Below are 21,921 nucleotides of genomic sequence, written 5' to 3'. Positions count from 1 at the left end.
CGGCCTAGGCGCGCAGCTTTTTGGGCCGCGCGCGTAGCTGCATGATGGTGGCGGCCAGCACGCCCAGCGCCACGATGCCGATGATGATGGTCGCCAGCGCGTTGACGTCGGGCGAGACGCCGAGGCGGACCTTGGAGAAGATCACCATGGGCAGGGTCGAGGAGCCCGGACCGGAGACGAAGCTGGCGATGACCAGGTCATCGAGCGACAGGGTGAAGGCCAGCAGCCAGCCTGAGACCAAAGCCGGAGCGATGATGGGCAGGGTGATGTCGAAGAACACACGCACCGGCGTGGCGCCGAGATCCATGGCCGCCTCTTCGAGGCTCAGGTCGAGATCGCTGAGGCGCGACTGCACCACCACGACCACATAGGCCATGCAGAAGGTGGAGTGGGCGATGATGATGGTGACAATGCCGCGGCCCGAGGGCCAGCCGATCGTGGCCTCCATGGCGACGAACAGCAACAGCAGCGCCAGGCCGGTGATCACGTCGGGCATGACCAGCGGCGCCGACACGGTGCCGGCCAGCACGGTGCGGCCGCGGAACTTGCGGAAGCGGACTAGGGCCACGGCGCAGAGCGTGCCCAGCACCAGGGCAATGGTTGCGGCGGCAAAGGCTACCTGTACGCTCAGCCAGGCGGCGCCCAGCATCTGCGGATCGGCCAGCAGCGCGCCGTACCATTTGGTGGAAAAGCCCGACCACACGGTCACCAGGTTGCTTTCGTTGAATGAGAACACCACCAGCGAAATGATCGGGGCATAGAGGAAGGCGAAGCCGAGCGTCGCCGTGATCGGGAGGAACCAGCCGCGCCGCATTATCTGGCCCTCTCTTTGTCCTGCACGGCATCCTGGGCCCGCTGCAATAGCATGATGGGCACGACGACGACGATCAGCATGGCGACGGCGACCGCTGCGGCCCGCGGCCAATTGGTATTGGCGAAGAACTCGTCCCACAGCACGCGGCCGATCATCAAGGTGCCGGGGCCGCCGAGCAGCGAGGGAATGACGAACTCGCCGATGGCGGGGATGAAGACCAGCATGGAGCCGGCAATGATGCCGGGCATGGACAATGGCAAGGTGATGGTGAGGAAGGTGCGGGTTGGCCGGGCACCGAGGTCGGCCGAGGCCTCCAACAGCGCGCCGTCGAGCTTCACCAGATTGGTGTAGAGCGGCAGGATCATGAAGGGCAGGTAGGTGTAGACGATGCCGACATAGACGGCGAAGTCGGTCTGCATCATCACCAGTGGCTCGATGCCGAACAGGCCGAGGAAATTGTTGATGACGCCATTGCCGCGCATGAAGCCGGAGAGCGCATAGACGCGCAGCAGGAAGGAGGTCCAGAACGGCAGGATGACCAGCATCAGCAAGATATTGCGCCACTGATCGGGAGCCCGGGCGATGGCATAGGCCATGGGGTAGCCGATCAGCAGAGCGATAATGGTCGAGATCAGCGCGATCTTGATCGAGTTGAGATAGGCCGCGACGTAGAGGCTGTCGGTGAACAGGCGCAGGTAATTGTTGAGATGCAGCGTGAGCTGCACCGTGCCGTCCTCATTGGTCAGCAGCGGCGTATAGGGCGGGCGGCCGAATTGCTTGACGGTCAACGAGATGCCGAACACCACGGCCAGCGGAATGAGGAAGAACACGGTCAGCCAGATGGCCGGCGCGGCGATCACCAAGGCCTTGCCCGAGAGGCCCATGGCAGCCAGCGTCCGCTCCACGCCCGTCCAGGCGCGGCGACGTTGGGGGGGCGGAACCTCGGTGTCGAAGCTGCTCATACCGTCAACACCGATCCGGAGCTGTCGCCCCAGGTGAGATAGACGTTTTCGTCCCAGGTGATGGCGTCGGGATTGCCGCGCACCGTGTTGGTCTGGGTGACGCGCAGGCGTTTGCCGCTGTCGAGCAGCACCTGGTAGACGCTCATGTCGCCCAGATAGCCGATGTCTTCCACCATGCCCTTGGTCACGTTAGCGCCGAAAGTGCTCTCCGGCTTGTCGCGGCTGAGGTGGATTTTCTCCGGCCGGATGGCCCACCACAGGATCTGGTCGGGCGCGCAGTCGACGCCGTGGCCGACATAGATATCGCAGCCGAGTTCCGCCGAGCGGATGCGCACGTGGCCCGGCTCATCCTCGGTGACGACGCCCTCGACCATGTTGACCGAGCCGATGAAGCCGGCGACGAATTTGGAATTGGGGAATTCGTAGATGTCGGTGGGCTCGCCGATCATGGCGATTTCGCCCTGGTTCATCACCCCGATGCGGGTGGCGAGGCTCATCGCCTCTTCCTGGTCGTGGGTCACCACGATGAAGGTGACGCCCAGGGTTTCCTGAATCTTGACCAGTTCGAACTGGGTTTCTTCGCGCAGCTTCTTGTCGAGCGCGCCGAGGGGCTCGTCGAGCAGCAGCAGCTTGGGCCGCTTGGCAAGGGCGCGGGCCAAAGCGACGCGCTGGCGCTGGCCGCCGGAGAGCTGATGCGGCTTGCGCTTGCCGTAGTCCTGCAGCTTCACCAGCGCCAGGAGCTCGGCGACGCGTTCATTGATCTCGGCCGTCGGCAGGTGATCGCGCTTGAGGCCGTAGGCGATGTTCTGTTCCACATTCATATGCGGGAACAGTGCATAGGACTGGAACATCATGTTGACGGGGCGGTTGTAGGGCGCCACCTGCGTCATGTCCTGACCGTCGATTTCGATCGTGCCGGCAGTAGGCTCCTCGAAGCCGGCAAGCATGCGCAGCAGGGTCGATTTGCCTGAGCCGGAGCCGCCCAGCAGGCAGAACAATTCGCCCTTGTAGATATCGAGCGACACGTCAGAAACGGCAAAGACGTCGCCAAATTTCTTGGTGACGTTTTTGATGCGCACGAAGGGTTTCGCCTTCGGATCGCGCCACGGACGGGTGTCGGCGGCGATCTGGGGTTTCTTTGCCATCTCGGACTCTATGAAAGGCTGAAGGGGCGGCTGCTGCCGCCCCTTGAGGTATCGTCTTACTGACCGGTTTTGATGCGGGTCCAGGTCCGGGTCAAGACCTCTTCGAAATCAGGGCTGTGCGCCTTCATCACGAAGGCCTTGGCGATGGTCTCGGCCGGCGGATAGATGCCGGGGTTGTTCTTGACTTCGTCATCGACGAACTCGGTCGCGGCCAGGTTGGGGTTGGCGTAGAACACGTAGTTGGTGATGGCAGCGACAACCTGCGGCTCCAGAATGTAGTTGATGAACTTCTGGGCGTTATCCGGATGCGGCGCATCGATGGGGATGGCGAGGAAGTCGAACAGGGTCGCGGCGCCCTCCTTGGGGATCACGTACTTGACCTCGACGCCCTGGCCGGCCGCGGCCGCAGCGTCGGAGGCGATGAAGATGTCACCGGAATAGCCGAGGGCCACGCAGGTTTCGCCATTGCCCAGATCGTCGATATATTGCGACGAGTGGAAGTAGCGGATGAAGGGCTTGATCGAGGTCAGCAGCGCTTCGGCCTTGGCGAGGTCCTCTTCGCTTTCCGAATTGGCGTCGAGGCCGAGATAGTTGAGAGCGATGCCGGTGACTTCGGAAGGGCTGTCGAGCAGGCTGATGCCGCAGGAAGCGAGCTTTTCGGCATATTCGGGCTTGAAGATCAGGTCCCAGCTATCGACCGGAGCATCGGCGCCGAGGATTTCGGTGACCTTGGCGACGTTGTAGCCATAGCCGATGGTGTTGATCATATAGGGCACGCCATGGGCGTTGTCCGGGTCCTGTGCGGCGGCGGTTGCCATCACGGCGGGATCGAGATTGCCGAGATTGGTCAGCTTTGACTTGTCGAGCGGCAGGATCAGACCGGCCTGGATCTGGCGCTCGAGGAAATTGCCTGACGGTACAACAATGTCGTAGCCCGAATTGCCGGCCAGGAGCTTGGCATCGACGATCTCATTATTGTCGTAGACGTCGTAATTGACCTTGATGCCGGTCGCCGCCTCGAAATTGGCGATGGTGTCCTCGGCAATATAGTCGGACCAGTTGTAGACGTTGAGCACGGCTTCTTCCTGAGCCAGTGCCGGGCTGGCAATGACGAGGGCGCCGAGGGCAAGTGCGAGCGACTTGTTCATCTGGATTTGTGTCTCCTGTTCGGAAAGTTCTGGTCTTTTGTCGTTGCGGCGCCGTGGCGCGGCAATCTGGCGGGCCTCTTGCGAGGCAAATGAAATCAGGCGCCGGCGCTCATCTTGGATGAGCCGTCCCGCGGGCGGCGGCATGGGCATGTACAGAAAAAGAGCGCTCAAAAGCGCTAGGGAACGTCACTGGACTGAGCCCGGAGCCGGGCGCGTATCGATCGGCGGCACACGCGCGATCAATGATGACCGTCTGCAGCGAAGTACCCTTTCCCCCATTGGATTTACGGGCGAACCCTAGAACCAAATCGGATGGGCGACAAGGGATTTGGGACCAAGTTTTCAGAGGGCTTGACGCCTTGCTCCCCGCAGGCGCAAAACCGCCGCCAACAAGGGCCTTGCCGGCCCACAACCGATCAAGAAAAGCGAGCGATCCGATGAGCGCCAAGGCCTATTTGTCCATCAGCCCCGAAGTCAAGAAAGCCCTGGCTGACGGCAAGCCGATCGTGGCGCTGGAATCGACCATCATCACCCATGGCATGCCCTATCCGCAAAATCTGGAGATGGCCAAGAATGTCGAGGCGGTGATCCGCCAGAATGGCGCCGTGCCGGCGACCATCGCCATCATGGATGGCCGCTTCTGCGTCGGCGTCTCGGGCGAGGACCTGGAGCGGTTGGCGCTCGAGGGCGGCAAGGCGGCCAAAGCCAGCCGGCGCGACGTGAGCGCGCTCCTCGTCAAGGGCGCCATCGCCGGCACGACCGTGGCGACCACGATGCAGATCGCGGCGCTGGCCGGCATTCATGTTTTCGCCACCGGCGGCATTGGCGGCGTACATCGCGGCGCTGAAGAGACGTTCGACATCTCGGCCGACCTCGAAGAGCTGAGCCGCACGCCGGTTGCGGTGATCTGCGCCGGCGCCAAGTCGATCCTCGATATCGGCAAGACGCTCGAGGTGCTCGAAACCAATGGCGTACCGGTGCTGGGCTATGGCACCGACGACTTCCCGGCCTTCTGGGCGCGCAAGAGCGGCCACAAGGTCGATCACCGCTTCGATGACGTCGCCGATATTGCCAGGGTCGTGACCATGCAGGCCGATCTGGGCCTGGGTGGCGTGCTGATCGCCAATCCGATTCCCGAAGCAGATGAACTCGACGCCGCCGGCATCGAAGCGCGGATCGCCGAAGCCATTCGCGGTGCCGAACAGGAGGGCGTAAGCCGCAAGGACCTGACGCCGTTCCTGCTCAAGCGCATCTTCGAGTTGACCGAGGGCAAGTCGCTGGTCGCCAATATCGCGCTGGTCGAGAACAACGCCAAGGTCGCAGCACAGATCGCCGTGTCGATGGCCGCCCGCACTGCCCCCAAGCCGGCCGTGCGCCGCGCATGAGCCGGCGCATACTGGTCGTCGGCGATGTGATGACCGATGTCATCGTGGTGCCCGAGGGTCCGATCGTCAAAGGATCAGACCGGCGCGCCACGGTGCGCAGCCGCCCAGGCGGGTCGGGGGCCAATCAGGCGGTGTGGCTCGGCGCCATGGCTGCCGACGTGGTCTTTGCGGCGCGTGTCGGCCACGCCGATAAGGCCATGTACAAGAACTATTTCCGCGGCCTGGGTGTGGTGCCGGCGCTGGCGGCCGATCGCGAGCAGCCGTCCGGCGTGCTGGTGACCATTGTCGATCCCGATGGCGAACGCAGTTTTCTCACCGATCGCGGCGCCAATCTCAATCTTTGCGCCGAGGACCTGCCCGAAAGCCTGCTCGACGATGTCGGGCTGGTGATGGTGTCGGGCTATAGTTTCTTTGCCCCCGGACCTCGGGCCGCAGTGCAGGAGCTGTTCGGCCGGGCCCGGGCGCGCGGCATTCCGGTGGCGGTCGATCCAGCCTCGGTCGGCTTTCTCGTCGAGGTTGGCGTTGCGCAGTTCCTTAGCTGGACCGAGGGTGCGGATTGGATTTTCGCCAATGAAAGCGAAGCCGAGGCCTTGACCGGGGTGGCGGGCTATGAGGCGCAGATGCGCGCGCTGGGCCAGCGTTTCGGCACTGTGGTGATCAAGCGCGGACGCTTGGGGGCGGCGCTGGGCGATCGCGACGGGGTGCGCGTCATGCTGCCTGCTCCGGTCGTGACGGTGCTCGATTCCACCGGTGCGGGCGATGCCTTCGCCGCCGGTTTTGTAGCGGCGCATTTGGCCGGCGACGACGAAACGACTGCGCTTGGCAAGGGCATTGCCGCTGGCGCCAGAGCGGTGCAGTCGATTGGCGGGCAGCCGGGTTGACCCGGTACCGCAGCCGTTCTTGTTGGCGATACAAAGCCGTGGCATGACGGGCGCAAATGGAGACATTCCGATGAATCGCATTCTCACCGCCGCCGTGCTTTGCCTCGGCCTGACCGCGCCTGTTCTGGCTGACGGCAAAATCTATGTGCAACTGCCCGATCTCAGCTCCTATGAAGGCGAGCGCGGCGAAGAGTTCCTCTACCAGTTGGTGCTCGGCAACGTGGTTGCCTCCAACTGCGTCGGTTATGAAATCACCGAGGAGGAATGGTCGCTGATGGTCGACTCGGCGGACCTGCTTACCTACGAGCTTGGTCTCAGCACCGACGATTACATCGACAATTTCGAGACCCCGGCCTTTGCCGCACTGGACCAGCCCGATACCTGCGAAACCGTCGGGCCGGCTGTGCAACCCCTTATTGACGAGCTGGTCAATCTCGGCGGTTCACGCGAGGCCCTGCCGGATCAGGACAAGGCCTATGAGGACTATCAGGCGATGCGGGCTGTCTGGGATGGCGAGGCCGCGGCAGCCGGTGGCAAGACCAAGGTGAACTAAAGATACCTGACGGCATCCCTGCACGGGCCGGGATCCGTGTCGGTGGCGATCCGTACCGTCCAGCGTTGGACAGGCCAAACACCCCCGCTGCCGACATGCCCGCGCTCCCCAACCACCGCCCGCCAAGCCCTGACGTGACGATCGAGTTTGGAACGGGATAGCGCCTCACCCACAGGGCCACACCTCCCCCTCTGATGGGGAGGCCGGGAGGGGGTGGGGCCAAGCACACGAAACTGTGCCCCTTATCCCCGCCCACCAAACCTGTGCCATCCTTCCCCCATCACCCCGGATTGACGGGTGGCGCTGCAGCGAACTGCGGCCGGGGTGGTGCCGGGCCGCGCGTCGCTGCGCGTGCAGGTTCGAGTACTGGCCGGCTGCGGCGAGCGTCCGCAGTCCGCGATCCCCGAGTACTGTCCCAAAAACCGGCAGCCCCGAGGCGACTATCGTCTCATACAAATTCATACACGAGGCGGTAGCCGCCTCGGGGTCCACCTGTACTAGCTCCGACCGGTTGTTGCCGGGCGGCGCCTTGGCATGGCAATATTTGCGCCACGTCCAAGACTAAGAGGATTATTGATGAGAAACCTGTTCGCCGCCGCTGCACTATGCTTGGCTTTTGCCGGCCCGGCTTTTGCCGACGATAAGGTTTACGTGCAATTGCCTGACTTGTCGGATTATTGGAAGCCGGGCGGCATGGATCTGCTCTACCAGCTGGCGCGGGCTCAGACGGCGATTACCAATTGCCCGGGCGTGTCGGTGACGGCGGCTGAAGCGTCACTCCTCAGCGACTCCGCCGATATCCTGATGCATTTGCAGGATATCGACACTGCCGCATATGAAGCAGAATACGCCGAGGTCGCCTTGGCTCAGCTGGACTGTTCCGTCGACGGGCCGGATGTAAGAGATGCCATCGACGAACTGGTGGGGCTGGGCGGATCGCGTGAAGCATTGCCCGATCAGGCGCAGGCGGCCAAAGATTATCAGGCGATGCTGGCCGAACGAGATGCGGCCGCCAACTAGGCCCGGTGTAATCCTTCATGCGATGATCGCAAGCTCTGCCCCGATTTGTATTACGGAGAATTTGATGAACCGCTTTTACGCCGCAACGGCCCTGTGCTTCGCCCTGACCGCCCCGGCGCTGGCCGACGGCAAGATCTATGTGCAATTGCCGGACCTCTCGTCCTACCAGGGGCAGGAAGCCGAGGATTTCCTGCATGAGGTCGTGCTGGCCAATGTCGTCTCGTCCAACTGCACCGGCGCCGAAATCAGCGACGAAGAATGGTCCCTGCTGACCGATTCCGCCGACATCCTGGCGCACCAGCTTGGCCTCAGCACCGACGTTTATGACGAGCAATACTACGGACCGGCCTTCGACGCGCTCGACCAGAACGAGACCTGCTATATCGAAAGCCCGAATGTGCCCGTCATTATCGACAAGCTCGTCGCGCTGGGTGGCTCGACCGTGGCTCTGCCGGACCAGGACCAGGCCTATGAGGACTACCAGGCCATGCGGGCAGCCTGGGACGCCGAGGCAGCGACGGAAGCGCCGTCGACTGGAAAGACCAAGACCAAATGAGCATCGTCGCAAGCGTTCTCGTCGCCCTCGTCGCCTTGCTCCACATCTACATTCTCGTGCTCGAGATGTTTCTGTGGACCGGACCGCGCGGCCAGAAGGCCTTCGGCTTGACGCCCGAATTCGCACAACAGACCAAGGCGCTCGCCGCCAATCAGGGCCTTTATAACGGTTTCCTCGCGGCCGGCCTGATCTGGGGCCTGCTGCATCCGGCGCCCGAATTCGCCTGGCAGATTCAGATGTTCTTCCTCACCTGCGTCGCCGTCGCCGGGCTCTTCGGCGCCGCCACGGCCAGCCGGAAAATCCTGTTCATCCAGACCATTCCTGCCGTCATCGCCATGCTTGCGGTGATGTTCGCCTGACATGGGCACGCCCTCGCTGGACGAGATCGAGGCAACTGTGACGCGTATGGAGCTTCGTTACGCCGCCTCCACTCACTTCAGCGCCTACCGAGCCCTCTGCCAGCGCTTCGAACGCGACCTCGCCGATCGCCGCGACCTGGCTCTGGCCAAGTCTGCGGCGCTCATGCTCATCAAATATCTCGAAGGCGACGCCTAGCCCGCGAACGAAGCCAGCACCCGTACCCAAGAGCGGATGCCGCGGTGGTAGCTTTCGAGGTCATACTTCTCGTTCGGCGAGTGGATAGCGTCGTCCACATGCGCAAAGCCGATCAGCAGCGTGTCGAGACCCAGGATCTTCTTGAAGTCACCCGCCACCGGGATCGACCCGCCCGATCCCGTGATCACGGCCTGCTTGCCCCATTCGCCCGACAGCCCGTCAAGCGCCTGCCGCAGATGCACGCCATCGCTGGGCACGGTGATGGCCGGCGAGCCGCCATGCTCCTTGAACGTCACCGAGCAATCGGCCGGAACGCGATCCTGCACATGCTTGCGGAAGGCGGCGCGGATCTTGTCCGGCTGCATGCCCGAGACCAACCGGAAGCTGATCTTGGCGCTGGCCTTGGCCGGGATTACGGTCTTGAAGCCGTCGCCGGTGTAGCCACCGATCATGCCGTTGATCTCGCAGGTCGGCCGTGCCCATAGCATTTCGAGCACCGAGCGGGACTGCTCGCCGGCCGGGATAGACAAACCTGCCTCGCCGAGGAACTTGGCCTGATCGAACCCCAGGCCCTGCCACTGCGCCTTGAGCTCCGGGCTGATTTCGGCGACGTCGTCGTAGAAGCCGGGTAGGGTGACGCTGCCATCGGGCGCTCGCAGGCTGGCAATGATCTCGGCCAGCACCTGGTTCGGGTTGCGCGCCGCATTGCCGAACATGCCCGAATGCAGATCCTTGTCGGCGCAGGTGATTTCCACCTCTTCGGCTACAAGGCCGCGCAGCATAGTCGTGATCGAGGGGGTCTGGCGGTCCCACATATCGGTGTCGCAGACCAGCGCGATATCAGCGGCGCCGAGCTCGGCCTTGTTGGCCTCCATGAACGGCGGCAGATTCTTGCCACCGCTCTCTTCCTCGCCTTCCAACATCAGCGAGATTCTGACCGGCAGCGAGCCCGTCGCCGCCTTCCAGGCGCGACAGGCTTCGATGAAGGTCATCATCTGGCCTTTGTCATCCGACGCGCCGCGCGCCACGATGATCTTGCGGCCATTGGCGTCGTCCTTGAGCACCGGCTCGAAAGGATCGGTATGCCAGAGGTTCAGCGGATCGACCGGCTGCACGTCGTAATGGGCGTAAAACAGCACATGCGCTCCGGGCTGCTCGGGGCCATGGGCCACCACGACGGGATGCCCCGGCGTCGGACGCGCCGCGGCATCGAAGCCGAGCGCGTTCAGCTCGCCCACGATCCAGTCCGCGGCGCGCTGGCATTCGGCGGCATAGGCCGGGTCGGTCGAAATCGACTTGATGCGCAACAGCGCGTACAGGCGTTCCAGGCTCTGGTCGAGGCTGGCATCGACCTGGGCAAGAACGGCATCGAGATTGGCAGCAGCACTCATGGGGCGAATCCTTTTGCCGCTACACTCGCCAAGCCGGCGCCCGCTGTCCAGCACTGCCGGTCAGGCCGTGTCCAATTCATATTGTAACACTATTGGTCACGTGCTTAGGTCGCCGCCAACAAAAAATGGGGGAATACGATGGCCACGCGAAACGCGCGGGAAAGGACGTCGGGCGATCTGATCGCGTCCATCGCGGGGCGCGTACCAATGCGAAACCTGCATTCGCAGGTGCTCTGGCAATTGGGTGTAGCCATCGTCGCCGGCGATTACCCGGAAGGCACTATCCTGCCCTCGGACACCGAATTGCTGCAGCGTTTCGCGGTCTCCCGCACCGTATTGCGGGAAGCGCTCAAGACGCTCGCCGCCAAGGGCATGATCGAGGCCCGCGCGCGAATCGGCACGCGCGTGCTGCCACGCCGGCGCTGGAACCTTTTCGACGCCGATGTTCTGGCCTGGCATTTCGAGACCGGACCGGACGTCGAATTCCTGCGCAGCCTCTCCGAAATCCGCATCGGCATCGAACTCGAATCGGCCGCGCTCGCGTCCCTGCGCCGCACCGACGAACAGGCCGAGGCGCTGATCGATTGCGCCAACCGCCTTGGCGAGGCAACCACACCCGAGCAGTTCGCCCGGACCGATCTCGAGTTCCACCGCACCGTCGCCGAAGCCTCGGCCAATCCTTTCATGGCCTCGATCAGCGCCCTGGTCGAACTCGCCCTGACGGCCGCCTTCACCATCAGCTCTCCTGTCGAGGACGACGACGCGATGGATGCCACCGTCAAGGCCCACGGCCGCATCGCGGCCGCGATCAAGGCCGGCAACCCCGACGAGGCTCGCGACGCCATGCGTGCCGTGATCAGCGTAGGCTTCGGCCGAGCCGCTGGCCGCATGGCTCAGGCCAAGGGCTACTAGGGCGCCAGCAGCCCGCCAATGGCGATCATGGCCAGTGTGACGCCCATCGCATAACTGAGCAGCAGCGCGAAGGGCGCCGTCCATTCCACCTTGACCGCACGGCCGAGGAACACCAGCAGGATCGGCAACCAGTCCAGCGCATAGCGCTGGGCGCTATACTGCGAAAAGCCATTGGAATGGTAGAACAGGGTCAACCCCATTACGACGCCGCAAGTGGCAAGGCCGAACCAGAAAGCCCTGTCCCATTTGCCCAGAAAGGCCAAAAGGAGTGCCGGCGTTACGAGGAACAACGAGGCCCCGTTGACATCGAAACCCGCCATTTCAGTCATGTAGCGCCCGGCAAACTCCACATGCGGGCCGGCTATGAACATGTAGATGGCGTTGAACAGCAGATAGTCGGGCGAGAAGATACCCAGCTCGCGCACTCGCAGTCGCAAGAAGAGGCCGCCGCTGTCGGCATCCTCCCATTCAAGCGGGAAGATGTAGGAATAGCCCGTCTCGAGCGGCGAGCCGAAACGCGCGTAATTATAGGCGAAATACACCAGCAGCGCGATGATAGGGAACGCCGCCAGCGCCAGCGCGCGCTTAATGGCGTCCATGTCGATCCGGTACCAGGCGGTGTTGGCCTCAAGCAACAGCACGTAGAGCAGCGGCAGGTAGAGAATGGTCATCTGCCGGCAGAGAAACGCCATGCCAATGAACAGGCCCGCCAGCAGCGCATTCCGGCGTACCAGCGCGCAATAGAGTGCGGCGGTGGAGAACAGGAAGCCCCAGCTTTGGGCGAAGAACCAAACCCCGTCGCCGCGCAACACCACAAAGGCCAGCGGTGTCGCAAACAGCGTCAGCAGCACCAGTAGAATTGCTACGTCGCGCGTCGCCGTTTCCCGGCGAAAAATCTGCCACCACAGCCACCCGCTGCCGGCAAAGGCCAGCGCGCCTAGCACCGTGAAGAAACGAAAATCGCTGCCGAATAGTGCCACAAAGGGCAGTGTGATCACCCCGGGCAGGGGCGGGAAGATGATGTAGGTGAGACCGTTGTAGAGCGCGCAATCGCCATCGAAGCAGGTGTCGGTGTCGAACCTGCCGTTGAGCCACCCCTCGGCCAGTACGGCATAGGAATTGCTCCCCGGCGCTTCGCGCAGGATCGCCAGCGCAAGAACCGCTAGAAAGGCGAGCGCGAGGCTGCCAAGCATGGTGGTCATGACAACGCGCTTTGCAGTCACAGCTCAAATCCCCTAGCCAACTTCGGAGTGGGTTAGCGCATTTCTATGAAGATCGGCTTTACTCGGCCGGGCGCGCGGTGGGTGCAAGGCGGAAGGTCAACTGCTTGTGGCCAAAGAAATTGATCACAGCGCCGATGCCGATGGCGATGCCATGAGCGAAGCCTTCCTGTACGACGATAGGCCAATGGCTGGACGCGACCACTTGCAGGAGCAGCGTGGTCAGCGCCAGCACGACGACCGCACCAACGATGTTGACACCAATGAAGGTTGCCGTCTGTTCCACCACAGGCCGGTTCGAACCCGGAAACACGTATTTGCGGTAGAGCCCAAAGCCGGCTGACATGCCGATCATGTAGGCAATGACCACGGCAGCCGGCATCGGCATGATTGCCGCAAGCGGAAAGCGCACGATCCAGTTGATTGCCGCGGCGGTGCCGCCCAACAGCAGGAAGCGAACGACCTGGTTTTCGGTTAGCCGCCGCGCGAGGGCCAGCATCAGAGCAACCAGCCAGCGAGAAACGCAGCCCCCATCAGCCCGCCCAGCGCGATGCTAATACGGTCGCGGATGGCAAAGGCCACCGGGTCGTCGTTGAGCTGCTCGCGATGGCACAACAGCCAAATGCGCGACACCCACATGAACAGCGCGGCCGGAAACACCCAAAGGAAGCCCGGATGGTTGTAAAAGTCGGCGCTATAAACGTCGTTCATGATGTAGAGCACCATGATGGTAATCGCTGCCATGGCGGTCGCGACACCCATAGCCACGACCATGCCCGCATCGGTGCCGAGATAGCCGCGCCCATTGACTGCGGTGCGGCCCTTGGCAACGCTCTTCTGGATCTCCGTCTGGCGCTTGGCGAAAGACAGCGAAGTGAAGAGGAACATCGAGAACACCAGCAGCCACGGCGACGGCACCGCGCCGACGGCGGCAATGCCGATGCCCAGGCGCATGGTGAATAGAGCCGCCAATGTGAACGCGTCCACGATTGGCTGGCGCTTGATGTAAAATGAATAGAGTAGTGTCGTCGCCATGTAGGCAACCAGCAGACCCAGTGTCGGCAACCCGATCACTGCGGCGAGCGCCAGGCCGGACGCGATCAGCCCGACCGACGCGGGAACGCCGTGCTTGATGCGCAGCGCGCCCGAGGCCAGCGGCCGATTGCGCTTGGTCCAGTGCAGGCGATCATCGGTGAGGTCGAAAAGATCGTTGAGCAGGTAGGTGCCCGACGCCATCAGCGAGATGGCGATGAAGGCGCCGAGCGCCGCCACTACGGCGGTCGGCTCCGTAGCCATGCCGGACAGGATCAGCGGCACGAACACCAAGGCGTTCTTGGCCCATTGATGGACGCGCAGCGCCTTGGCCCAGCCGCGCAGGCCGAGCTTCGGACGCTCGAACACCGCCTCGACAGGCTTGCCGAGGGCCCGTGCCTTGTCCGCGGTATCGGAAGACGCCCCGGAAAGGATGATCGACTGTGCCTTGTCCCAGACTTCGAGATCGGAGCGACCGTCGCCAGCATAGGCGAAGCCGTCAGGGAAGCGCTCGACCAGTGCCGCAGCCTTGTTAGCGCCCTTGAGATTGTTTGTCCCATCGCTGCCGATGGTGAAATCGATGAAATCGAACCGGCGCGCCAGACGCAGCGCCAATAGTTCATCGGCCGCCGTCGCCAGTCCTACCGAGCGCCCTTTGTCGTGTTCGGCGCGAGCGAAGGCGACGAGTTCGTCGTTTATCGGCAGCGCGTCCACGTCGAGCGGTACCTGCTCGCTCAGCTTGCGCTTGAGCGTGGCCTTGCCTTGCAACGTCCACAAAACCAGGTTGAACACGCGCAGCGGGTTGGCCCGGAAGTACGCCACTGCCGTCTCGTGCAGCAGATCGGTGCGGATCAGGGTGTCGTCGACGTCGAGGACCAGGGGGGGCGTGGAGCCGCCTACTCGCAGGTCGGCTTCAGCTTGTTGGGAGACGATGCTCATCGGTTCGGTACTCGCGCAACTATTGGTCAGCCATAGCTATCAGCAGCGCGCGAAGAGGCAATCTCGGCCTCAACTTATTGTAAATACGTAAAATTTTACAGAGAAGGTCGGAGCGCCATCGCGCTCCGACTTATGTTGGAATCATTCAATCGTCGCCGGATGGGCCTCAGCCTCATCAGGCGACTTGGGCAGGAACCGCCCGGCAAAGCGCCCGAAGCTGTCGATGTAGGTCAGCATGACCGGCACAACGACGAGCGTCAGCGCCGTTGAGCTGATCAAGCCGCCGATCACCGCATGGGCCATGGGCGCGTTCTGCCCGCTGCCCTCATGCAAGCTCAACGCCAGCGGCAGCATGCCGAAGATCATGGCCAGCGTGGTCATGATGATCGGACGGAAGCGTGTCGCTCCGGCTTCGACCAGCGCATCGAAGAGGTTCCAGCCTTCCTTGACGTGCTGGTTGGCATTATCGACCAGGAGGATGGCGTTCTTGACCACGAGGCCCATCAGCATGATGAAGCCGATGGCCGAGAACATGTTGAGCGTCGATCCGCCGATCAACAGGCCCACCATCACGCCGATCAGAGCCAGCGGCAGCGACACCATGATGGCGATGGGCTGCAGGAAGCTGCCGAACTGGCTGGCCAGCACCAGGTAGATGAAGATCACGGCCAGCAGCAGCGCCGACCCGGCGGCGGCGGCCGTTTCGCCGAGCTGCTCCACGTCGCCACCGGTCGAGATGCGATAGCCGGCCGGCATTTCGATACTGTCAATCGCCGCCTGGATTTGCGTAGTCACATCGCCCAGACCTGCGCCTGAGAGATTGGCCGTGACGCTGACCTGCCGCGACAGGTCCTGCCGCAGAATTTCACCGGGGCCCTGCGACTGTACGATCTGGGCAACCTGGTCCAGCCGGATCATCGCGTTGGAGCCGGTGGCACCACTCTGGGTGATTGGCAGCGAGCCGAGTGTCTCGACATCATCGCGAGCCCATTCCGGTAGACGAACGGCGACGGTGTAATTGTCGCCATTGGGCGCGGTCCAATCGGTGACATCCTGCCCGCCGAGCATCGGCCCCAGGGTGGCGCCGATCTGCGACAGGCTGACGCCGAGGTCGCTGGCGAGGTCGCGGTCGATCCTGACGCCGAGCACGGGCTGCGCGGCATCAAGGCTCGACTCGATGTCTTCGAGACCGTCGATTTCGCGGAACTGCGCAATCAGGCGGTCCGCCAATTGGTCGAGCACGGTGAAGTTGTCGCCATAGATGGTGACCGAGATTGGGGCCGATGTCCCGCCCAGGCCGGACGCGGCGCCGATCGTGAATTCGGCACCCGGAATCTCGGCCAGCGCCGTTCGCACCGGCACAGTCATATCCTGCGGACTGCGATCGCGCAGAGCCTGGTCGACCATGGTGACAACAACACTCGCCCGGTTGTCGCCGGACGTGGTTCCGGCATTGATCGTGGCATAGGTGCCCTCGACCTCCGGGAAGCGCTTGAGTGTGGCGTTGACCTGCCGGACCTTGCTGGCGGTGTAGTCGATCGAGGAGCCGGTCGGCGTTTCGATCGACACCTGAAACTCGCCCGTATCGGTGGCCGGCACGAATTCCACGCCCACCAAAGGGAACAGGAAGAACGTTCCGACAAACGACAGCACCGCCACCGCAAGCGTGGTCTTGCGGAACTTGAGGCACCAGCGCAGCACGCCGCGATAGCCATCATTGATCCACTGGAAGAAGCGGTCGAACTGAGCGATGGCACGACCCACGGGGCCGCGCTTGGCATCGGGATGGGCGGCCGGATCGTACCAGACGCTGCTCATCATCGGATCGAGCGTGAAGGCGACGAAGAGCGAGATCAACACCGCCACCGAAACCGTAACGCCGAACTGCAGGAAGAACCGACCCAGAATGCCGTCCATGAAGGCCACCGGCAGAAACACGGCAACGATGGAGAGCGTCGTCGCCAGCACGGCAAGGCCGATTTCGTTGGTGCCCTCAAGCGCCGCCTGCCGGTGACTCTTGCCCATATGCAGGTGGCGCATGATGTTTTCGCGCACCACGATGGCGTCGTCGATCAGGATGCCGACGGCCAATGACAGCGCCATCAGCGTCATCATGTTGAGCGTGAAACCCAAGAAGTAGAGCACGATCATCGTGCCGATGATCGAGATCGGCAGCGTGAGCCCGGTGATGACGGTCGAGCGCCAGGAGTTGAGGAACACGAAGACGATGAGCACGGCCAGCGCCGCGCCTTCGATCAGCATGTTCTGCACCGCGTGGAACGACTGCTCCACCGGCACGGCATTGTCGGTGACGATCTCGAGATGGACGCTCTCCGGCAACACGTCCGCCTGCAGCGTGGCGATCACCTTGCGCACTTCGGCGGCGACGCCAACCGTGTTGGCGCCCTGCGTCTTGACCACGTCGATAGCCAGTGCCCGCTCGCCGTTGAGCAGCGCCAGGCTTTTGATATCAGCCTGCCCGTCCTCGATGGTCGCGACATCGCGCAGATAGACCGGCTGGCCACCCTGGCGCGCCACCACGATATTGAGGAAGTCGTCGGCATCCTCGATGCGCCCCTCCACCTGGATGGACTGCACCTTGGCGCCATCGGTGATCGAGCCGGCCGGCAGGTTCTGGTTCTCCTGCTGCAGCGACTGGATCACCTGACCCACGCCGACATTGAAGGCATTGAGGCGATCAGGGTCGACCAGCACGTTGAGCTGGCGCGGCACGCCGCCCACTACGGTCGCCCGCCCGACACCGGCAATATTGGATAGCCGGCTGACAATCACATCGTCGGTCAGCGCCGTCAGATCGCGCTGCGACAGCGTGTCCGAGCTGACGGCCAGCGACATGACCGGAAGCTCCGACGGATCGAAGCGCAGCACCTGTGCGTCCCCGGCATTGTCAGGGAAGCCCGCCTCCACCGTCGCCAGGCGATCGCGCACATCCTGCGCGGCCGCCTGCGAATTGACGCTCATATCGAACAGGATGATGACCATCGCCTGGCCGGATTGCGAGGTCGACTGGATGGTATCGAGTCCGCTGATCGTGTTGACCGCCTCCTCGATGGGTCGGACGATGTCATTCTCGACCGCCTCGGGCGAGGCCCCGGGATAGCTGACCACCACGGCGACGACAGGCAGGTCGATATCGGGCAATTGCTCGATCGGCAGACGCTGATACGAGTAGACGCCGAAGACCAGCATCGCCACCATGATCATGGTGGCGAAGACCGGATGATTGACGCTGATGCGGGTCAGAAACATCTAGCCCTCCACCATCGTGACGAGGTCGTCCGGCTGCAGCTGGGTCAGCGGCGCGGTGACCACCACGTCGCCGGCCGTCAGGCCCGATGTGATCTCGACCAGCCGATTGCCGTTCCAGCTATCGCCCTGCTCGATGGCCTGGCGGACCACCTTGCCGTCGGCAAGCTTGAGCACATAGAAGCCCTCGGCATCTTCGCGCAACGCGCCCTGCGGCACGGCCAGGGCGTCGGGCCGGTCCGCAACCACGATCTGCCCGGTGGCAAACATCCCGCCACGCAGTACCCCCTCTTCATTTTCGAGCGAGACATAAACGGGAATCGTGCGCGTACCGGCGACAGCTATGGGGTTGATCCGGTCGACAATGCCCTCGAAGGTCCGGTTTGGAAGACCCTCGATGGTAATCGTTACCACCTGACCCTTGGCGAGCTGGGCGCTTGTGCCAACCGGCGCTGCACCATTGAGCTCGAGGGTGGCCAGATCGACGATGGTGAACAACGACGTCCCCTGCTGGACGGTCTGACCCGGCCGCACATTGCGCTCCGAGATGATGCCATCCATTGGAGCTTTGAGCGTGGCGTTCTGCACGGCGATACGTGCCGCTTCGACCTGCCCTTCGAGAGCCGCCAGATTAGCCCGGAGCGCATTGGCGCTGGATTGAGCCTGTTCAAGAGCCGACGACGACGCCAGACCACGCTCGATCAAGTCGGTGGTGCGCAGCAATTGGCTCTCCGCCAACACCAATTGCGCTCGCGTGGCCTCCGCCGTGCTGGTCTGCTGGTTGAGCTGGATGCGCAGGCTCTCGGTGTCGAGCTGCAAAAGCACATCGCCCTCGCTGACGGCATCGCCCGGCCGCGCCATCACGGCGACCACCCGGCCCGAAACCTGCGAGGCCAGTTGCGTCTGCTGCTGGGGCTCCAGTGACCCGGTGACCTTGACGACCTGCACCAGCGTTTGCGGCTCGATCGTCGAGATTTCCGACGGATTGATCTGCATGACAGGCGCGGCCTCTGCGGTAGGCTCTGCAGGTTCGACGGCCGGCTGCTGGCTCATCAGAAACCAACCCACGATGACAGCGACAACGATCAGGCCGAGCGCGATCCATGGCCAGCGCCGGCGCTTCGGCTTGAGACCCGCCGCAACGCGCGCGACATTGTCCTTCTCCCGCTTCGACTGCGCCCATTCTGGTTTTGCGTTTTCAGAGGTCATCTTGGCCTACCGTAATGGAGATTGGGCATCGTCGGTCGATACCCCAATGTGGGGAGCGGGATGCATGGGCCACCCCGCGAAAAAAGCCGCCAGTCGCTGATAGAATTCCGCCAGCTCCCGAACCCGCTTGCGGGCTTCCCCGCTATCGTCGGGGAACTTCGCTTCGGCTTCGAGGACCAGACGGGCCACTTCCTGCATGCGCGCCGTCACCGTTTCGACGATGCGTGTATAGGGGTCGTCTCCCAGCTCGTAATAATCCTGCCGGTCACCGGCATGCGCGACCTGGCGGATCATACCCGAACTTGCAAGCGACCGGGCGTTGGTGCTGGCGCTTGCCTTGCTGATCTTGAGCCGCTCGGCCATCTCGGCCAGCGAGAACGGACGCCCCTCCACAATCAACAGCCCGACGATGCGACCGGCAATGCGCGGCCCGCCATCTGTCTGGGTAATCAACCCCATCTGCTCGATGAAATTTTCGGCGGCGGATAGCGTCTCTTGCATGCTTCTTGATAATGCAAAGACCAACGTTCAGTCAATACTGAACGAACTGAACGAGATCGAAACGCCATTCTTGCCAAGCCGATTTTCTTGAAGACGCCTCATATGTTTAGGCGCAAGTCGCTGTATTTCTTCGGCAAAATACGTGCGCGTTCTCCGACTATTAACCAAGCGAAACGATAGTTGGCTTGCTGCACCGGTGCTTACAGAAGTGGCCCGGATGAGTCGCCGGCGGATAACCGCCGGCGGGTTATGTCAAGGAACTGAACCCAAATGGCCAAGCTGCCATCACTAACCATCAAAGCGACGTTCATCCTCATTTCAGCGGGAATGGTTGCCGCTATCGCGATGGTTGCAGTTGCTGTGGTCTTGAATTCGCAATCGGAAGAAGAACTCGCCCGATCGCTTCAGACAAAGTACGATTCCTACCTGCTCGCCGACGAATTCCGCCAAGGCTCCGACGACCTCACGAGACTTGCCCGAACATTTGTTGTGACAGGCGACGCCCAGTACAAGCAGATGTACGACGACGTCATTGCTATCCGCGATGGCGTAAAGGCTCGTCCCGATGGAACCACCATTTCCCTGGTGGAGCTGATGCGACGGCTAGAATTCTCGGACGCCGAGTTCGCCGCCCTCGACCGGGCAAAGGCGGAATCCGACGGCCTGGTCCAGCTCGAGACCACGGCGATGAACGTGCCAAGCGACGCCGCCCCTGCCGATCATGAGCGCGCCGTTCAAATGCTGCATTCCCCCGAATATGCGAAGTTCAAGGCTGACATCATGCTGCCGGTTGGCGAGTTCTTCGCGCTGCTCGACCAGCGCATCGAAGACCGTGTCGGAGCGGCCGAGCAGAACGTCTTCCTGTCGCGGATCGCGATGATCGTTGCCGGCGCGCTGCTGCTTGGCATGGCCGTGGCCACGGGTCTGATCATGACTCGCAAGGTCACCCGCCGCATTGGCGGGCTCAATGGCAGCATGCAATCGCTGGTAGCAGGTGATCTGGCGGTCGGCGTGCCCTATCTCGATGACACCGACGAAGTCGGCGCCATGGCTGTGGCCGTTGGTACGTTCCGGGAGAATGCCATCAAGATCGCGGCTCTGTCGGAAGATGAGCGCCGGCGGTCCCAGCAATTGATGGACCGCGCCGCCGTCATGGAATTGCTGCAAAGCTCGGTTGATGACACGGTTGGCGCTGCGGCCGCGGGCGACTTCAGCAAGCGTGTGGATATCGAGGTCGACGATCCCGCACTGGCCAACATGGTTCGCAACGTCAACGGGCTGATCGATACCGTGGGACGCGGATTGCACGAAACCGGCAGCGTCCTGGCAGCGCTCGCGAAACAGGACCTGACCCCGCGTGTGGCCGGCGAGTATCGCGGCGCCTTCCTGCAACTCAAGAACGACACCAATGCCGTGGCCGAGAATCTGACCTCTGTCATGGGCGGCCTGCGCTCGACGTCGTCCGCTCTTAAGGTGGCGACCAGCGAAATCCTGGCCGGCGCCAACGATCTCAGCGAACGCACCACCAGGCAGGCGGCAACGATCGAGGAAACCAGCGCCGCCATGGAGCAGCTAGCCTCCACAGTTTCGCAAAACGCGAAGCGAGCCAAGGATGCCAGTTCCAATGCCGAGCAGGTAACGCGGACGGCCGAGCAGAGTGGTGCAGTGATGCGCGATGCCAACACCGCCATGGAACGGATCACCGACTCGTCGGCCAAGATTTCCAATATCATCGGCCTGATCGACGATATCGCGTTCCAGACCAATCTTCTGGCCCTGAACGCTTCGGTGGAAGCGGCGCGCGCCGGTGACGCCGGCAAGGGCTTTGCTGTGGTGGCGGTTGAAGTGCGCCGACTGGCCCAATCGGCAGCCTCGGCCTCGGCCGAAATCAAACAGCTGATCGAGCAGAGCGTGGGCGAGGTCCTGTCCGGCTCGCGCTTGGTCTCTGACGCCGCCGGCAAGCTGGATGTGGTTCTGGAGAGCATCCGGGACAACACCCTGCTCATGCACGGGATTGCCGAGGACAGCCTCCAGCAGGCATCCGCCATTGGCGAGGTCGTGGTGGCTGTCCGCCAGATGGACGAGATGACCCAGCACAATGCCGCCCTGGTGGAAGAAACCAATGCGGCGATCGAGCAGACAGAGTCGCAGGCCGAGGAGCTCGACCGCGTTGTCGGCAAATTCATCCTGGATGCATCGGGCGAGCCGGTCCGTGCTGCCGAACCGGCCCCGCGCCGCGCCCCCACTTCACAGGCCAAGGCCGCCAAGACCTACCTTTCCCAAGGGAACGCGGCGATCAAGGAAGACTGGGCTGAGTTCTAGGAAAGGTCGCGCTACGCGCCCCCTTTCCCGCAAGCAGATATCGGTGCCGCATCCCCAGGATGCGGCATCGCTCTTATCCGACTTCAGGGTGCTGGCGGCGACTATCCTG

Annotated in this window: 20 protein-coding genes; 9 read left to right on the top strand and 11 right to left on the bottom strand. The window is 62.9% G+C overall.

Going from position 1 to position 21,921, the window contains the following annotated elements; genetic code table 11:
- Positions 1-4 precede the first annotated feature (4 nt).
- The 4 genes from MF606_RS19845 to MF606_RS19830 are packed head-to-tail and all read right to left on the bottom strand — an operon-like array spanning position 5 to position 4,069.
- Positions 5-814, bottom strand: coding sequence for an ABC transporter permease subunit (locus tag MF606_RS19845; RefSeq protein WP_240231053.1), 810 nt, complete (start codon positions 812-814; stop codon positions 5-7).
- Positions 814-1,776 (bottom strand): ABC transporter permease subunit, encoded by a 963-nt coding sequence (locus MF606_RS19840; RefSeq protein ID WP_240231052.1) that lies wholly within the window; start codon positions 1,774-1,776, stop codon positions 814-816. Before MF606_RS19840 ends, MF606_RS19845 begins: the two co-directional genes overlap by 1 nt.
- Positions 1,773-2,921, bottom strand: coding sequence for an ABC transporter ATP-binding protein (locus tag MF606_RS19835; protein WP_240231051.1), 1,149 nt, complete (start codon positions 2,919-2,921; stop codon positions 1,773-1,775). The genes MF606_RS19840 and MF606_RS19835 overlap by 4 nt, the downstream gene beginning before the upstream one ends.
- Before the next feature lie 56 nt (positions 2,922-2,977).
- Positions 2,978-4,069 carry a polyamine ABC transporter substrate-binding protein gene (locus MF606_RS19830; protein WP_240231050.1) on the bottom strand — a complete coding sequence of 364 codons (1,092 nt, stop codon included), beginning with the start codon at positions 4,067-4,069 and terminating at the stop codon, positions 2,978-2,980.
- Between the two features lie 437 nt (positions 4,070-4,506).
- Here MF606_RS19830 and MF606_RS19825 point away from each other — a divergent pair, with 437 nt between their 5' ends.
- The 7 genes from MF606_RS19825 (at position 4,507) to MF606_RS19795 (ending at position 9,019) form a co-directional block, all read left to right on the top strand.
- Entirely contained in the window at positions 4,507-5,454 is a 948-nt protein-coding gene (locus tag MF606_RS19825) for a pseudouridine-5'-phosphate glycosidase (RefSeq protein WP_240231049.1), read from the top strand.
- Positions 5,451-6,335, top strand: coding sequence for a carbohydrate kinase family protein (locus MF606_RS19820; RefSeq protein WP_240231048.1), 885 nt, complete (start codon positions 5,451-5,453; stop codon positions 6,333-6,335). The genes MF606_RS19825 and MF606_RS19820 overlap by 4 nt, the downstream gene beginning before the upstream one ends.
- Before the next feature lie 70 nt (positions 6,336-6,405).
- Positions 6,406-6,888 carry a hypothetical protein gene (locus tag MF606_RS19815; RefSeq protein WP_240231047.1) on the top strand — a complete coding sequence of 161 codons (483 nt, stop codon included), beginning with the start codon at positions 6,406-6,408 and terminating at the stop codon, positions 6,886-6,888.
- Between the two features lie 534 nt (positions 6,889-7,422).
- On the top strand, positions 7,423-7,908 hold the full coding sequence (locus tag MF606_RS19810) for a hypothetical protein (protein ID WP_240231046.1): 486 nt from the start codon (positions 7,423-7,425) through the stop codon (positions 7,906-7,908).
- Between the two features lie 64 nt (positions 7,909-7,972).
- On the top strand, positions 7,973-8,464 hold the full coding sequence (locus MF606_RS19805; RefSeq protein ID WP_240231045.1) for a hypothetical protein: 492 nt from the start codon (positions 7,973-7,975) through the stop codon (positions 8,462-8,464).
- On the top strand, positions 8,461-8,823 hold the full coding sequence (locus MF606_RS19800; protein WP_420842225.1) for a DUF1304 domain-containing protein: 363 nt from the start codon (positions 8,461-8,463) through the stop codon (positions 8,821-8,823). The genes MF606_RS19805 and MF606_RS19800 overlap by 4 nt, the downstream gene beginning before the upstream one ends.
- A 1-nt stretch (position 8,824) precedes the next feature.
- Positions 8,825-9,019 carry a hypothetical protein gene (locus MF606_RS19795; RefSeq protein ID WP_240231044.1) on the top strand — a complete coding sequence of 65 codons (195 nt, stop codon included), beginning with the start codon at positions 8,825-8,827 and terminating at the stop codon, positions 9,017-9,019.
- Here MF606_RS19795 and MF606_RS19790 read toward each other — a convergent pair.
- Positions 9,016-10,410 carry a M20/M25/M40 family metallo-hydrolase gene (locus MF606_RS19790; protein WP_240231043.1) on the bottom strand — a complete coding sequence of 465 codons (1,395 nt, stop codon included), beginning with the start codon at positions 10,408-10,410 and terminating at the stop codon, positions 9,016-9,018. The genes MF606_RS19795 and MF606_RS19790 overlap by 4 nt on opposite strands.
- A gap of 138 nt (positions 10,411-10,548) precedes the next feature.
- On the opposite strand from MF606_RS19790, the gene MF606_RS19785 reads away from it, so the two are divergent.
- The gene (locus tag MF606_RS19785) at positions 10,549-11,322 is read left to right on the top strand and encodes a FadR/GntR family transcriptional regulator (RefSeq protein WP_240231042.1); all 774 of its coding nucleotides are present in this window, start codon (positions 10,549-10,551) and stop codon (positions 11,320-11,322) included.
- Here the strand turns inward: MF606_RS19785 and MF606_RS19780 are convergent.
- The 6 genes from MF606_RS19780 to MF606_RS19755 all read right to left on the bottom strand — a co-directional run bounded on the left by MF606_RS19780 (position 11,319) and on the right by MF606_RS19755 (position 19,490).
- Positions 11,319-12,524, bottom strand: coding sequence for a hypothetical protein (locus MF606_RS19780; RefSeq protein ID WP_240231041.1), 1,206 nt, complete (start codon positions 12,522-12,524; stop codon positions 11,319-11,321). The genes MF606_RS19785 and MF606_RS19780 overlap by 4 nt on opposite strands.
- A gap of 79 nt (positions 12,525-12,603) precedes the next feature.
- Entirely contained in the window at positions 12,604-13,041 is a 438-nt protein-coding gene (locus MF606_RS19775; protein WP_240231040.1) for a GtrA family protein, read from the bottom strand.
- Positions 13,041-14,513, bottom strand: a complete 1,473-nt coding sequence (locus MF606_RS19770; RefSeq protein WP_240231039.1) for a UbiA family prenyltransferase — start codon at positions 14,511-14,513, stop codon at positions 13,041-13,043. Before MF606_RS19770 ends, MF606_RS19775 begins: the two co-directional genes overlap by 1 nt.
- A gap of 141 nt (positions 14,514-14,654) precedes the next feature.
- Positions 14,655-17,783, bottom strand: coding sequence for an efflux RND transporter permease subunit (locus MF606_RS19765; RefSeq protein ID WP_240231038.1), 3,129 nt, complete (start codon positions 17,781-17,783; stop codon positions 14,655-14,657).
- Positions 17,784-18,989, bottom strand: coding sequence for an efflux RND transporter periplasmic adaptor subunit (locus MF606_RS19760; RefSeq protein WP_240231037.1), 1,206 nt, complete (start codon positions 18,987-18,989; stop codon positions 17,784-17,786).
- 6 nt (positions 18,990-18,995) lie between these two features.
- Positions 18,996-19,490, bottom strand: coding sequence for a GbsR/MarR family transcriptional regulator (locus MF606_RS19755; protein ID WP_240231036.1), 495 nt, complete (start codon positions 19,488-19,490; stop codon positions 18,996-18,998).
- A gap of 270 nt (positions 19,491-19,760) precedes the next feature.
- Here MF606_RS19755 and MF606_RS19750 point away from each other — a divergent pair, with 270 nt between their 5' ends.
- The gene (locus tag MF606_RS19750) at positions 19,761-21,812 is read left to right on the top strand and encodes a methyl-accepting chemotaxis protein (RefSeq protein ID WP_240231035.1); all 2,052 of its coding nucleotides are present in this window, start codon (positions 19,761-19,763) and stop codon (positions 21,810-21,812) included.
- Positions 21,813-21,921 lie beyond the last annotated feature (109 nt).

The organism is Devosia lacusdianchii, assembly GCF_022429625.1.
Lineage (GTDB): Bacteria > Pseudomonadota > Alphaproteobacteria > Rhizobiales > Devosiaceae > Devosia > Devosia lacusdianchii.
This window is presented reverse-complemented; position numbering and strand designations above follow the sequence as displayed.